At 68.8% G+C, this 13,373-nt stretch carries 18 protein-coding genes; 7 read left to right on the top strand and 11 right to left on the bottom strand.

Features of this window, described 5'->3' with window-relative positions:
• Positions 1-17 precede the first annotated feature (17 nt).
• Positions 18-869, bottom strand: a complete 852-nt coding sequence (locus tag ABD333_RS28920) for a hypothetical protein (protein WP_344545669.1) — start codon at positions 867-869, stop codon at positions 18-20.
• Positions 870-1,124: 255 nt separating this feature from the next.
• Here ABD333_RS28920 and ABD333_RS28915 point away from each other — a divergent pair, with 255 nt between their 5' ends.
• The 7 genes from ABD333_RS28915 to ABD333_RS28885 are packed head-to-tail and all read left to right on the top strand — an operon-like array spanning position 1,125 to position 4,507.
• Positions 1,125-1,589: a YbaB/EbfC family DNA-binding protein gene (locus ABD333_RS28915; RefSeq protein ID WP_344545668.1), complete on the top strand. Its 465-nt coding sequence runs from the start codon at positions 1,125-1,127 to the stop codon at positions 1,587-1,589.
• Entirely contained in the window at positions 1,586-2,008 is a 423-nt protein-coding gene (locus ABD333_RS28910; protein WP_344545667.1) for a YbaB/EbfC family nucleoid-associated protein, read from the top strand. Before ABD333_RS28915 ends, ABD333_RS28910 begins: the two co-directional genes overlap by 4 nt.
• Before the next feature lie 24 nt (positions 2,009-2,032).
• Complete coding sequence (locus ABD333_RS28905; RefSeq protein ID WP_344545666.1) at positions 2,033-2,362, top strand: hypothetical protein; 330 nt, start codon at positions 2,033-2,035, stop codon at positions 2,360-2,362.
• The gene (locus tag ABD333_RS28900; RefSeq protein ID WP_344545665.1) at positions 2,362-2,856 is read left to right on the top strand and encodes a WXG100-like domain-containing protein; all 495 of its coding nucleotides are present in this window, start codon (positions 2,362-2,364) and stop codon (positions 2,854-2,856) included. Before ABD333_RS28905 ends, ABD333_RS28900 begins: the two co-directional genes overlap by 1 nt.
• A 19-nt stretch (positions 2,857-2,875) precedes the next feature.
• A complete protein-coding gene (locus ABD333_RS28895) occupies positions 2,876-3,469 on the top strand; it encodes a hypothetical protein (RefSeq protein WP_344545664.1) in 594 nt (197 codons plus the stop codon).
• The gene (locus tag ABD333_RS28890; RefSeq protein ID WP_344545663.1) at positions 3,466-3,981 is read left to right on the top strand and encodes a hypothetical protein; all 516 of its coding nucleotides are present in this window, start codon (positions 3,466-3,468) and stop codon (positions 3,979-3,981) included. The genes ABD333_RS28895 and ABD333_RS28890 overlap by 4 nt, the downstream gene beginning before the upstream one ends.
• Position 3,982: 1 nt before the next feature.
• On the top strand, positions 3,983-4,507 hold the full coding sequence (locus ABD333_RS28885; protein WP_344545662.1) for an SUKH-4 family immunity protein: 525 nt from the start codon (positions 3,983-3,985) through the stop codon (positions 4,505-4,507).
• Between the two features lie 7 nt (positions 4,508-4,514).
• On the opposite strand, the gene ABD333_RS28880 is transcribed toward ABD333_RS28885, so the two are convergent.
• From ABD333_RS28880 to eccD, 10 genes are all read right to left on the bottom strand, one after another.
• The gene (locus tag ABD333_RS28880; RefSeq protein ID WP_344545661.1) at positions 4,515-4,982 is read right to left on the bottom strand and encodes a hypothetical protein; all 468 of its coding nucleotides are present in this window, start codon (positions 4,980-4,982) and stop codon (positions 4,515-4,517) included.
• A 79-nt stretch (positions 4,983-5,061) separates the two neighbouring features.
• Entirely contained in the window at positions 5,062-5,457 is a 396-nt protein-coding gene (locus ABD333_RS28875) for a hypothetical protein (protein WP_344545660.1), read from the bottom strand.
• Between the two features lie 73 nt (positions 5,458-5,530).
• Positions 5,531-6,862, bottom strand: a complete 1,332-nt coding sequence (locus tag ABD333_RS28870; RefSeq protein WP_344545659.1) for a S8 family serine peptidase — start codon at positions 6,860-6,862, stop codon at positions 5,531-5,533.
• A gap of 107 nt (positions 6,863-6,969) precedes the next feature.
• Positions 6,970-8,253 carry a WXG100 family type VII secretion target gene (locus ABD333_RS28865; protein WP_344545658.1) on the bottom strand — a complete coding sequence of 428 codons (1,284 nt, stop codon included), beginning with the start codon at positions 8,251-8,253 and terminating at the stop codon, positions 6,970-6,972.
• Between the two features lie 61 nt (positions 8,254-8,314).
• On the bottom strand, positions 8,315-8,758 hold the full coding sequence (locus tag ABD333_RS28860) for a hypothetical protein (protein WP_344545657.1): 444 nt from the start codon (positions 8,756-8,758) through the stop codon (positions 8,315-8,317).
• Positions 8,759-8,898: 140 nt separating this feature from the next.
• The gene (locus tag ABD333_RS28855; protein WP_344545656.1) at positions 8,899-9,189 is read right to left on the bottom strand and encodes a WXG100 family type VII secretion target; all 291 of its coding nucleotides are present in this window, start codon (positions 9,187-9,189) and stop codon (positions 8,899-8,901) included.
• Positions 9,190-9,235: 46 nt separating this feature from the next.
• Entirely contained in the window at positions 9,236-9,550 is a 315-nt protein-coding gene (locus ABD333_RS28850; RefSeq protein WP_344545655.1) for a WXG100 family type VII secretion target, read from the bottom strand.
• Positions 9,551-9,781: 231 nt separating this feature from the next.
• Positions 9,782-10,072 carry a WXG100 family type VII secretion target gene (locus ABD333_RS28845; protein WP_344545654.1) on the bottom strand — a complete coding sequence of 97 codons (291 nt, stop codon included), beginning with the start codon at positions 10,070-10,072 and terminating at the stop codon, positions 9,782-9,784.
• Positions 10,073-10,311: 239 nt separating this feature from the next.
• Positions 10,312-11,739: a type VII secretion protein EccB gene (eccB, locus tag ABD333_RS28840; protein WP_344545653.1), complete on the bottom strand. Its 1,428-nt coding sequence runs from the start codon at positions 11,737-11,739 to the stop codon at positions 10,312-10,314.
• 12 nt (positions 11,740-11,751) lie between these two features.
• On the bottom strand, positions 11,752-13,149 hold the full coding sequence (gene eccD / locus ABD333_RS28835) for a type VII secretion integral membrane protein EccD (RefSeq protein WP_344545652.1): 1,398 nt from the start codon (positions 13,147-13,149) through the stop codon (positions 11,752-11,754).
• Positions 13,150-13,373: the final 224 nt, after the last annotated feature.

Below are 13,373 nucleotides of genomic sequence, written 5' to 3'. Positions count from 1 at the left end.
CCGTCCCCGCCGGGGCGTCAGTTGGACCAGACGTAGACGTTCGACAGTTCGGCCTGGAAGCGGCGGATGAGGACGTCCCCGAGGACCTGCGCCGGGCCGCTGCGCGGACCGGGATACCGGGCCTCGTTGTTGAACGACTGCCGGATGAGGACGTACTCGCCCACCGACGAGCTCGACCACCAGTGGCCGGGCTCGTTCCCGTACGCGACCCGGATGACCGGCGCGGTCGAGGCGTTGACGCGCCGCGACACCGACCTGGCGGTCGACGAGTCGGGGAAACGGATGAGCGTCATCTGGACGTAGGTGCGCTTGTTCGGCCCCTGGTACATGGCTCCGTACAGCGGGCCCCTGCAGTCCTCCTGCCGCAGCAGCGAGGCCAGCCGCGGCTTGAGCTTGGTCCCCGCCGTGCAGCTCCGCTGCCACGAGCTGGACTGGAGGTACGTGCCGCTGCTCGTCGAGAGCGACCTCGCGAAGAAGGACGGCCCGACCTCGGCCTTCCTGGGGGTGGTCGGCGTGCTCGGCCGGAACGACGGCGCCGAGAACGTCGGCGTGGGCACCGAGGTCGGGAACAACGGCCTCGACCCCGCAGTCGTGTTGCTCCCCGGGTCGTCATCGTCGTCCGACAGCAGGATGAATCCGCCGACACCGCAGCCGCCGAGGACCAGCAGCCCCAGCATCAGGACGATCAGGAACGCGGCCGGGTTCGCCTTGGGCGGCCGCGGGCCGCCCGGCATGCCGGGGGGCGGCGGCGGGAAGGGCGGCGGCGCCTGCCCACCGGGCGGGAAGGGCGGGTAGACGGGGGGCGGGCCTCCGGGCACACCGGGCGGTGGCGGCGGGTAGGGCCCTCCAGGCGGTGGTGGTGTGCTCAACTCGGCTTCCTCGTCAGAAGGCGGGGGGACGTTGCGCGCACAATATCGTTCTTTTTTACGCCGTTCCGCCCCGATCTGCTCTTTACGCACCAAATGATCAAGGACACCGGGCCCGCCGCTCTCCATCGGCCGGGCCTGTGTTCTGTGACCGAGAGGCCTGCTGATCGTGGGCGCGGCTCGCGCGCTCCTCCTGCGAAACGGGCGGATTGGTATCGTACTGAGCCATCTGCGCCATTTGATCAACGGGGAGTGCGCGTGGGCGATTCATCGAGCGACGATCCATACGAGCGGCTACGGGTGGCACGGGAGCGGCTCGCCTCCCTGCGAACGGGCGACGGCCGCACCGGACGCGACACCGGACGCGGAGCCGACCGGGCCGACGCCGATGCGCCGCGGACGGCGATGCGCGGCACCGGCACCGCGGACGACGAGCGGGTCCGGGCCACGGCGGCGGGCGGCCGTCTGGTCGGCCTCCAACTCGACCCCCGTACGCTGCGGCAGCCGCCGGACCAGCTGGGCGCGCACATCGCGGCGGCGGCCAACGCCGCGCTCGACGATCTGCGTGCCCGCGCGGAGACCGCCGACACCGAGCAGCCGCCGGACCCGGCGGCGCTCGCCCAGACCCTGCGCGACGTACAGGAGCAGGGCCTCAGGCAACTGGAGCTCATCAGCCAGTCGCTAAGCGAGGCGACCGCCCGCATCCAGGGGAGCAGGCGATGAGCCACGAATCCGCCACCGAGGACCTCGACCGGCTGCTGAGCAGCACGATCAGCGCCGCGGCCGAGGCCGGCGGTCCCCGGGACGAGACCGGCGACCGGGCGACCGAGCTCCGGGGCGAGGGCCACGACCCCGATCGGCTGATCCGGGCGTCCGTCGCCGCCGGCGGCCGGATCGAGACCGTCGAGATCGGCCCGCGCGCCCACCGGCTCGCCTCCCACGAGCTCGCGGAACGCGCGATGGCCGCGATCAACGCAGCTCTGGAGGATCTCGAACGGGCGACGGCGGCCCGTTCCGCCGGGGCCGTGGCGGGCGCCGAGCTGACGGAACGACTTCGCGAGGCGCAGGATCTCAGCATGCGGCAGCTGCGCACCTACACCCGGTCGCTGCAGGACCTGATGAACGGCTTCGAAAGTCGCTGAACACGTGAACAAGGGGGTGGTCCCATGGGCATGCCGGGATATGAGGTCGACCCGGAGCAGATTCGCGGTGCGGGCCGCGGCATCCAGTCCTCCGCACAGCAGCTGAAGGCCGACTGGGAGGCGTTCCAGGGCGAGCTCGCCGGTTTCGGCGAGCCCTGGGGCACCGACGACATCGGCTCGCTGATCGGCGGCTGCTATCTGGCGATCTACGAGGTCGCCGTGGAGTGCTACAACGACAACGTCCAGAGCCTGGACGAGCACGCCGAGAAGGTCCAGGCGGTGGGCACCAACTACGTGAAGGCGGAGGAGCACAACGTCGTGGAGGTCAACCGGGTCAGGGACGTGCTGGGCTGATGGGACTCCAGCTACCCGGCGAACTCCGCTCGCTGCTGTCGATGCTGGGCTACACCTGGCCCGAGGCCGACGAGATGAAGCTCATGGAGATGGGCAACGCCTGGCTGGGCTTCGCCGCGAAGCAGAGTGGGCCGCTCGGCGACCTCGACGCGCACGCCGGGCGCGTGTGGCAGGTCAACAAGGGCGCCGACATCGACGCGTTCCGTACCACCTGGACCGCGGACGACTCGGCCAAGTCCAGCCTCCAGGACTTCACCACGGCCGCCAACATCATCGGCGCCGGCCTGATGGTCTGCGGCGGCATCGTGCTCGCACTGAAGATCAACGTGATCGTGCAGCTGGTCATCCTGGCCATCCAGATCGCGCAGGCCATCGCGACCGCCCCCGTCACCTTCGGCGCCTCGCTCGCCGAGATCCCCATCTTCAAGGAGATCGCCGGTGCCGTCATCGACATCCTCATCGACATGGCCCTCCAGGCGATCCTCAATGGATGACGCCGTCCGGAGCGCCTCCATGGATGACGCCGTCCGGAGTGACCGAAGCCGTTTCGGGGCCGTGCTCTCGCTGCTGCTGCTCTTCCTCGTCCTCAGGCGCTACCAGGCGCCCCGCGCGGCGGGCCAGAACAACGCGCGCGGCGTCTTCAAGGCGGCGGCGAGCTTCATCCGGTGGTCGCGCAGGCATGGCCCGCAGCGACCGGTGACGATCGACCTGCGGCACGAGCCCGGCATGCCCAAGGCGGAGTTCCTCCGCAAGGCCAGGGCACTGCAGCGGCTGGGCGACGACGGTAACCTGTTCAAGGCCATCAACCCGGTCCGGCCGCGCGACGGTACACGCCGGGTGGCCCACCAGCAGGATCTGATCCGCAGAATTCACCAGCAGTACGGCACTCGGAATCCCGCGCTTTCGAGACGCCTGATCGACCGGATCACCGATCCGACACGGATGCAACTCGACCACGTCAATGAGCTTCAGACGGCGGGTGCGGACCTGAGAAACAACCTCAGATATCTGGATTCCTTCACCAACGGCCGGGTCGGAACCCAGATCCGGCAGCAGATCCGCAACCTTCCCGACGGCACTCCATTGAGGATCAACATCATCGTATGAGACAGGAAACGCGAGAGAAGTTCGACAACGTCCGGCGCGCCGTCGAGGACGCACCGGACTCCTACATGTTCGCCAAGCTCCCGCCCGGCGGCCGCCAGGGCTCCGCCGAACGCTGGTCCGGGCTACCGGCGGACCTGCGTGACCTCTACGAGCTTTCGAACGGCCTGCGCGTCGGGCAGGTCGGCCTGTTCACCGACCGCGAGCTCGACCGCAACCAGTACTACCTCGACGACCCCGAAGCGATCGAGAAGCTGGGAGGCGACCGCGGCGACTGGCTCTGCTTCGGCGTGCACGTCGACTTCCCTCTCGTGATCGAGCAGTCGACCGCGGCGGTCTGGTGGTTTCCCGAACTGGACCGGGAGACCTACCTCGACAGCCGTTTCGAGCGGCTCACTCCGGACGTCGACGAGTTCGTGACGGACTATCTTCTCGGCGGCGGCTATCTCCGGCTGTCCGGCGCCGAGGACTGGTGGTACGAGTTCCTCCGCGACCAAGGCTTCCTGGGAGACTAGCGTGCTGTCATATCAGGAAATGCTCACGCTCTGGGGCGAGAACGGGCTGCTCTACCTTCCGCAGGACCGTGTCGAGCATCTGCAGTTCGACCTGCGGGCGCTGTCTCCCGAGGCCGCGATTCCCGCCGAGGTCGCGCCGGTCTTCACCGCCTACGTCGAGGGCGATTTCGAGCTCTTCAACGTGCTGGACATCCAGGCGGGCAGCGAGCCGGCACGCGCCCTGATCGTGATCGGCGCCGTGCCGGACGAGAAGATGTACTACTGCCTCGACGGCGACAACGGGAAGGTCGTTCTTCTCGACCTCGGGCCGACGGTCGGCCTCGAAACCGTCAACTCCAGCCTCGCCGCCTTCGTCGAGTTCCTGTACAGGCTCGACCTGTTCATCCGCGCCGACCAGGGCAAGGCCACGCGCACGATCCCAGCTGCCCAGCTACGGGCGGAGCTGACCACGCTTGACCTTGAGGCCTTCACCGACCCCGAGTCATGGTGGAACGTCGCGTTCGCCCAGCTCGAAGGGCGAGCCTGACCCGAGCCTACGAAGGCGGCTGTCCCGGAGACTGAGGCGGCTGCTGCGGACCTGAGTGCTGCTGCTGCCCCGGATGCTGAGCCTGCTGCTGCGGACCTGAGTGCTGGGGCGGCTGCTGCTGCGGGCCTGACTGCTGCGGCTGGTACGGATAACCGGGCTGCACGGGGGGCGCCGCCTGAGCCTGCGTGCCCGGCCACGGCCCGCCGGCGGCGGCCGTGTGCATCGCCACCGGAGCGGGCGCGGCCTGACCGGCACGCTGGATGCTCGGGCCGAGCGAGATGACCGAACCGGCCACGAGGACGCCGGTGCCCGCGATCGTGGTCGACAGGGCGAAGTTCCGGGAGGCCTCGCGCTTGAGCGGGCATGATGTGTCGGTCGTCGAGCACTTCTTCGCCGATGCCAGGGCGATGACCAGACCCACGGCGAGCGTGAAACCGCCGACGACCATCAACAGGATCGCTCCCACGCTTCTCATGGGGAGAACACTAGTAACGCCCGAGCGAAACCGGCATCACAAGGTGATTGCGTTCGCCCGGGCGTTATGTCGAGCTGGTTCAGCCTCCCGCGTTCGCCTGCTTGACGCAGTCAGCGGAGTCCTTGTTGGCCTTGTCGGCGTCCGTGACGTTCTTGGGAGTCACGCCGAAGTCACCCGGCTTCGGGTCGTCGACCGTGTAGCCCTTGGCGCGCATGCACGCGGCGACCTTGACCAGCTTGGCGTGCGACTTCTTCTGCGCCGGCGAGAGGTTGCCGGTGCCGCCGCCGCTTCCGTTGCCGGCGCCCGCTCCGCTTCCGGGTGCCGGGTTGTTGCTCGGCGTGATGACCGCCGGAGCGCTCGGCGCCGTGGAACCCGCACCGCTCGACGGGCTGCCCGACGCCGCGCTCTTCGGGTCCTTGTCGTCGGAACCGCACGCGCTCACGCTCAGCGCGAGCGCCAGCACGGCTGCGGGCATGACCAACAGCTTCTTCAACGCATTGCCTCTCTGGGGAGCCTGTCGTCTGACAGAACCTGCATGCTAGCCAACCTCAGCCCCGGTATCCGGGCGGCGGGCCCTGCTGTCCGGGCGGCCCCTGGGGCGGCATGGGATATCCACCGCTCTGCCCGGGAGCTCCGGCTCCCCAGCCAGGCGGCGGACCACCGGCCTGCTGCCCCGGCCCCGCACCGGGACCGCCGCCGAAGCCACCGGAGGGCGGGCCGCCCTTACCGCCGCGCCTGGCGAACACGAAGATCACAACTGCCAGCAGCAGCACCCCGAGGATCGCACCGACGGCGATGACGAGCGTGATGATGCTGTTGCGGTCGTCGTTGTTCTTCGGCTCGGTGATACCCGGCGTCTGGGTGCCCGTCTGTCCACCCTGTCCCTGCGGCTGGGTCTTGGCCCACTGGTCGTATCTCGCGAAGACCGGGTTGGGCGCGCTCTTGGGCACGTTGGCGGTCAGCGCCCGCTCCGGGATGATGACACCGGTGCCGGTCATGTTGTCCTTGCCAGGCGGTCCGGCGTCCACCGTCGACGCGAGAATCCGCTGTACGACTTCACGGTTCGACAGCTGCGGATGCTTCGAACGCACCAGGGCGACGACCGCCGACGTGAGCGCGGCGGCCTGGCTCGTCCCGATCACATCTCCGACAAGCCTGCCGTCCCTGCCGACCGAGGTGACCGGCGCTCCCGGCGCCGCCGCGACCACGTACGGCTGCCGTTGCGTACCGATCCACGCCTTCTTCTTGTTGTCGACGGCACCGACCGAAAGAACACCCGCACAGTTGGCGGGAGCGTTGGAGGGGTTGCCCTTGTTGCCCTCATTGCCGGCGGACACGACGACCACGGCGTCCTTCTGCAGTGCGTAGCCCACCGCCTTCTGGGTGTCCGGGTCACAACCGCGGTTCGCGACACGTCCCTGCGAGATGCTGATCACTTTTGCACCGTGATCCACGGCGTATCGAATGCCCTTGGGCATTTCCACGAAGCCCTTGGCCACGATCGGCATGATCTTCGCCTGCGGGGCCACGCCGACGAAGCCCGTACGCCCGCCCTGACTGGCGATCAGCGCGGCCATACCCGTTCCGTGGCCGCCCTTCTCGTTGTCGGTATCGGTGCGCCCGTCGCCTGATCCGTGATCCAGATCGACGCCCGGGACGACGACACCGCCGCCGAACTCGGGCAGCTGAGCGTTCACACCAGTGTCGATGACCGCGACGGTGACACCCGCACCCTGGCTGACCGGCCAGACCTTCTTCTGGATCTCCCAGGCGGAGAACCACCACTGTTCGCTTCGCGGGCCCGGGACCGCCCCGGCCGGGGTCGCGACCGACAGCGCGAGCAGTGAGCTCGCACCGGCGGCGGCCAGGAACCTAGTCATCCGTCGCACAACTACCTCACTAATGCGAAAGCGGTGTGAACGGCCCGGAGCATACCGGGCCGTTCACACCGCCTTGTCCATCTTCACGGAAACCGTGCTGTTACGGCTCAGCCGATTACCGGAGGCGCGGCGTCGCCGTCGCTGCCGCCCCAGATGTCCTCGTCCTCGGTCAGCCAGGTGGAACGCTCGTTCTCTTCCTCGCTGCCGCCGCCGCGGCCACCGGCACCGCCCATCGGTCCCGCGGCCATGCCACCTGCCCGCATGCCGCCCTTGCCGAGTCCGCGGCCGCCGCCGGCACCGGCACCGCGACCGGCGCCGCCCATGCCCGCGCCGGGCATGGCACCGGCCATACCGCCACCGGGGACACCGCCGCCGGCGCCACCGCCGGGGATACCGCCGCCACCGGCGCCGCCGCCACCACGGCCGAACGGGTCGCCGCCAAGGCCGCCGCCACCGCCGCCGTTGTTCTTGGGCAGGCCGGCGAGGTCGCTACCGCCGCCACCGCCACCGGGGATACCGCCACCCCCACCCGGGATGCCGCCACCTCCGCCGGGGATGCCGCCACCGCCGCCGCCACCGCCACCGGGGATACCGCCGCCACCGCCACCGGGAATGCCGCCTCCCCCACCGGGGATGCCGCCGCCACCGGGAACGCCGCCACCACCGGGGATGCTTCCACCGCCACCGGGGATGCCCTGAGTACCGCCCGTACCGGGTGGCTTGCCGTAGTTGCCCGTCTCCGTCGGCGGCCTTTCCCACTTGTCGTTGCCGCCGCCGTAGGGAAGGTCGGTGGTGACCTCCTTGGGCATCCAGTTGTTGTTGGTGTTGATAGTGGTGTCCTGGAGCTTCTTCATGTGCTCCTTGGCGAGGGCCTTCTCCTCGCTGTCCCACCAGCCGGTGAGGTCACCGACGACATCGGCGACCTTCTTGCCACCGACGGCCAGAACGCCACCCGCGGGACCCGCGATGGTGGCGCCGACCGCGAACACCGTGGCGTCGGTGTAGGTGAAGTTGGGAATGACGCCGCCGCCGGGAGCGGTCTTCTGGAACTCGATCTGCTGGTTGGCGTGGTGGTCGAGCGCCGTGCCGGCCTGACCGAGCCGCGCGTCCATCTCCTTGGCCGTGGCGTTCAGACGCTGCATCTGCTTCTGCGCGGCAGCGGCGTCCTCGCCCTTCCAGACCTTGGACAGCGCGTCGGCGCGGGAGCGGAGCAGTCCGGCGGTCGTCTCGAACTTGGCGGCAGCGGCGGTGTACGCGGCGCCTGCCTCCTTGACCTTGCCGGGCTGCAAGTTCTCGAGGATCTGCTTCATCTCATCGAGGCCACCGTCCCACTCGCCCGGCGGGGAGGCCTCGACACGCAGCGGGGTAGTCTGCGGCCTGCTTTCGGTCATCGTTCTGGTCTCACTTCCTGGTGTTACGAAGGCTCGCTGCGAGGGGCGCGCTACGTGGTGCCTAGGCGTACGACTGCGTGTTGCCGGTCGTGGGCTTGGAGCTGGAGTTGCCGGTGGTCACACCATTGGCCGAAGCCGTGTTGTTGGTCTCCATGTCCTTGTAGCCCTTCACCGCGTTCTCGAGGGCCGTGATGATCGCTTCGTAGCTGTTCAGGAAGTTGTTGTACTGAGCGGTGAACTGGTTGTACGTGGCCTGGGTGCTCGCCTGCAGGCTCTGAGCCGCGGGGTAGTTGCCCAGGTGCGCGGTGTTGATGTTGCCCTTGGACTGGAGGTCGTTGACGGTGCCGCTCCCGCTGGAGTAGCCCTCGTAGTCGGCCCGCAGTTCCTTCAGGATTCGCTCGACCTCGTCCTTGTCGATGTCGACGTCTTTGGTCGCCTCGAGTCCTGGCCAAGACGAGTCCAGGTAGAAGCCCCCGTAGCCGCCTCCGCCGCCGTCCAAAACCATGTCAGCCTCCTGCGGGCTGAACCGCGCCCGCTTCTATTTACTTGCCTGCTCTGCCTGGGAACCGTCCGCTGACCCCGGGACGATCCCCGAATCGGCCGCCCGCCCCGTGAACGGGCGGGCGGCCGGGATGCCGACCGCGGTCAGCCGCCGATCATCTGGGTGTTGGCCCGCATGGTGGACTGGCCGGTCTCCGACGAGGAGTTGATGACCGTGCCGAGCGCGTTCATGACACGGCCGATGTCCGCCGCCGAGGCCTCCCACTGACGCTTGGCGTCCATGTAGGCGTTCTTGGCGTCGTCTTCCCACTGCGCCAGCTTGGACTCGACCGACTTCTCAAGGTCGTCGAGCTCCGCCTGCATGGCGCTGTACTTCTGCTGGAACGCGGCGTATGCCTGCTGCATAGCGCCGAAGTTCATCGAGCTGTAGCTCATCGAGGGTTCCTCCGTAGCCTCAGGTCTGTGTACTCAGGCCGGCGCGTCAGCCGTTGAGCAGGGAGTTGAGCCGGTTGACGTCCTCGGTCTGCTGCTGCTCGCTGGCCTCGTAGTTGATCTTGGCCTGCGTCATCTTCTCGTGCAGCGTCTCGAGGGCCTGAATGACCTTGTTCAGCTCGCTGTCGAACTCGGTGTAGACCTTGGTGAAGGCGCTGGAGGCCTCACCGACCCACTGCCCCTGCAGCTGCTGCTGCTCCGAGCTCAGGTCGCCCTTGATCTTGTGAAGGTCCTGCGCCGCAGACTCGACCCGCTGGGCCGCCTGAGCCATTTCTGCTCTGTCGACCGCTGACTTCTGACTCATCAGTCACCCTTCCCAGTGTCTCTAGGTTCTTTGATGCGGCGCGGGCCCCGTCGGTTGCCGAGCTGATCAAAAAAATCGGGAGCCACACCTTGCCCGGCGTGCCCGGCAGACAAAGCCGCCAGGGCTTTACCAGATTACGGCAACGTCCGCATCACTGTCGATCTACCCCAAGAGGGGCTCTGCCACCAAACCACACACAGTGACAGCTTGGTGCGATATGGGGCGAATGCCTTACGCCCACATGCCGGTGTTGGAGTTCTCGGCCTTCTTGTAGTTGTCGTGCGCCGTCCGGATCGCTTGCGAAAACTCGTCCACGGCCTTCGCCGCGTCCCGGGCCGCCTTGTCCCACTTGGCCTGCTGCTCGAAGTAGGCGTCGCGCGCGTCGTCCTCCCACCGGGCCAGCCCGCTCTGCAGGTCGGCCTCCAGGGAGTCCAGCAGCGTGGTCATCTCCTTGTGCTTGTTCTTGAAGAGAGCCTCTGCCTGCTGCATGGTCGAGTACGTCGTGCTGAACGCCTGACCCACGCTCTACACCTCCGTCATGTCAAGCCCGGTGGAACACGGCTGGCCAACCTACCAAGCCGACCCGGGACGATGTGATCTTTTTGGCTACATTCGGACTAACGTCCGGCTAGCTGCTGGTTTCCGTCCAAGTCGTACGGCGACGCGACGGACCGTCCATCGGCGCAAGCCGGCACACCGGGTGATGCCGCATCCGGCCACGCCCGCTACCGGACACGCGGCCTTGGCACCTTCGGGGCCGGTTACTGGCCCATGTTTCCCTGCGTGTTGAGTTGTGGCGGGTTGTTGGGGTCGAGGAGAGCCAGCGCCGGACCCTCCGGTAGCAGCCGCAGGAGAGCCGCGGGGACAGGTTCCACATCGCTGCTGCTGTCGCTTGAGATGGTGTAGCCGAGTGCCTTGGCGGCGTCGGCGTTCTTCACCGCGTACTTACGGCCGGTGTCGGAGACGAAGTAGTAGCTGCTGATCGCCTGCTCGTTGGTGGTGAGGGCGCCCGCCAGCACCGCGCTGCCCGGCGGCAGCACGACGTTGTCGACGCCGCCGTTGCCCTGCGTCGTGGGCAGCGGCAGGTTGGCGCCACCGCCGACGGTGAGCTGCGGCGTGGCGATGCCGTTGCCCAGGTTCTTGTAGACCACGCAGAGCGCTTCCTTGGCGTCGTACCGGACGGGCTGGAGCTGCTTGTCCGGCAGACCACGCGAAGAGAACACCTGCCGCGAGGGGTTCGAGGTGACCTGGGCCGGCTGGACGGGCGCCTCGGGCGGCATGGTCCGGTATTCGGGCATCGCCTGGATCAGCTGGGCCTGAATCCTGGAGATCGAGGCATAGCCGTCCGGCATCAGCACGTAGTAGCGGTCGTTGGTCTTGTCGTGGAAGACCTGGCCCTGCTTGCCGGCCGCGCCGCCCGATGTGTTGATCTGGCGGCCGAAGCCGTTGCGGACCTCGTCCGGCGGGCCGAACGCGGGGCCCTCGGGCATCGCGTTGATGAAGACCGGAGAGACCGGCACCGGCTGGGTGTTGCCGAGGACGGTACGGCCGCCGTCACTGACCTTCAGCCGCTGGTTGTTGTAGACGAGCCAGTCCGATCCGGCGGAGGTGACCACCACCGCGGCGTTGGCGTCGAGCGCGCGGCCGCCCACGTTCTGGCCGCCGACCAGTGAGACGACCGGCCGCAGCTGGCCGCTCTGGCCGGTGGTCGTGCGCACGCACACCGACCACGGGCCGCCCACCAGGCGCTTGCGGTCGGGAATGCTGTCGGGCGCGCCGGCGATGCCGATCACCGGTCCGCGGCGGAACTTCGACAGCGACTTGGACGACACCGACTTCTGCTTGCCCTGGCCGCCGACCGCCAGCTTGGCGGAGGCGTAGTTGGCCACCGGGCACAGGGCCTTCTCCTTCTGTCCCTGCGGCAGGCACCACACGTACCGGGTGCCGGTCTGCTTCTCGATCAGGAGCATCTGCGGGTCGTCGAGGCCCTTGCCGCCACTGCCCATGAGCAGCCCGGCGATGCCGAACCCGGCCGCGACCAGGACGGCCGCCATGATTCCGGAGAACGTGCCGACGTTGAGCCGCTTGAGGGGCTGCTCCGGGTTGTCCGGCTCACCCAGGATCAGTGCCTGGGCGGCGCGCTGGGTCATCAGCTGGTGCGCCTGCAGCAGATCGCGTTTGGTCTGCATCTACCTGCCCCCTCAGCCCGCGAGGCCGCGGACCCACTCGAAGACGCCGCTGACGCCCAGCGCGAGCGGGATCAGCGCGACGACCAGCAGGATCTCGATGATGTCACCGGCCCGGCCCCAGAACGGGGTGAGCCGGTTCTTGGGCAGCCAGATGCCGACGCCGACCGCGATGCCCGACACGACGAGCGCCGGGGCCAGCACGCCCGCCAGCAGGAACGTCTCGGACTCGGTCGTGAACGCCGTGCCGACGGCGAGCACGGCCAGCACGATGACGCCGGGGACGAGCATCCAGAGCTTCTGCGCCCGGCCGCGGAACATCCGGGCCCGCAGCAACATCGCCAGCGCCACCACCACGGCCATCGTCGGGGCGACCCATCCGTTCTCCAGCGCCAGCGGGATCGAGCCGCCGAGGGCGATCAGGCCCATGCCCGAGACGCCGCCGGTGACGAAGCGGTCGGCGGCGGCCGACCGGGCCAGGACCTGCTGGCCGTCCACCATCAGGGTGTCGCGGCGCAGGTCCTCGGCGCTGCTCGGGACCGGCGGGAGCGTCACCCGGGCGAGCTTGAACGAGACGCCCGGCAGCAACGGGGTCAGGGCCAGCGAGACCGCGATGGTGATCGCGGCGACTCCGGCCGCGTCGTAGTCGAAGACCAGCGCCAGCCCCGTGGTGATCGCGCCCAGCAGGGTCGCCGCGGCGGCGCCGTAGAAGACCGGCATGCCGTCGGAGATCGCGAAGGCGCAGATCGTGGCCGCCAGCACGGCGGCGCCGAAGCCCGCCGTCAGGTGCAGCGCCCCCAGCTCCGACAGCGCGTCGTCACGTGCGGGCGCCAGCACTCCGGCGAGGAAGGCGTAGGGGATCGCCCCGTAGCCGAGCATCGCCCCGGCCCCGGCGTCGCCGAGCGCCCGCGACAGGGCGATCGCGCCGATCAGCAGGAGCAGGGCGATGCCGCCGGCGGCCGCGGCCGGCACGATCCAGCTGGGGCCGGTGAGCAGGAGTGTTACCGCACCGACGCCCAGGCCCGTCGCCCCCCAGCCCAGGGCGAACGTGCGGGCGTTCTCGGGCCGCCACCGGCCCGGCCGGTCGTTGACCGCCGTGGCGACCACGTCGGGAACGTCGTCGAAGGCGAGGTCGGGCAGCTGCGACATCCGCGGCCGCAGGTAGATCAAATCGCCGTCCCGCAACCCCGCCTGGCCAGGTGTGGCCGACGGGTCGAACGGCGCCTGGTCGAGCTTCTGCAGGATCCAGCCGCCGTGCGCCAGACCGGCGTCGGCCAGGTCCTGGCCCGCGTAACGCAGCATCGTGGGGTAGAGCTCGGCGAACGTGGCGTCCGCAGGAACGGCGATGTCGACTCGCCGTTTCGGTCCGACGACCGTGATCCTGCAGATGTCGGCTCCAGGGGGCGCGCTCACGACTTCCTCGCAGTTGTCCGGGACGGGTGGACAGGGACCACCGATGGGCGGGGGACGACCACTCTGCATGGTGGCATGCGGGTGGCGCCAGCGGCCGTGAGATGCCGCTGATCACATCGCGTGGCCGCTGATCACATCCGGGGATGTGATCGCGCCAAGATTACGCAATGAACGGTCTCGGGACACAAAACCGCCCCGATCCGCCCATCCCACTGGCGAATCGC

Origin of the sequence: Actinomadura fulvescens (genome assembly GCF_039533225.1) — a bacterium.
Classification (GTDB): Bacteria; Actinomycetota; Actinomycetes; order Streptosporangiales; family Streptosporangiaceae; genus Spirillospora; species Spirillospora fulvescens.
Note: the sequence above shows the minus strand (reverse complement) of the source record. Positions and strands in the feature narration are given on the sequence as shown.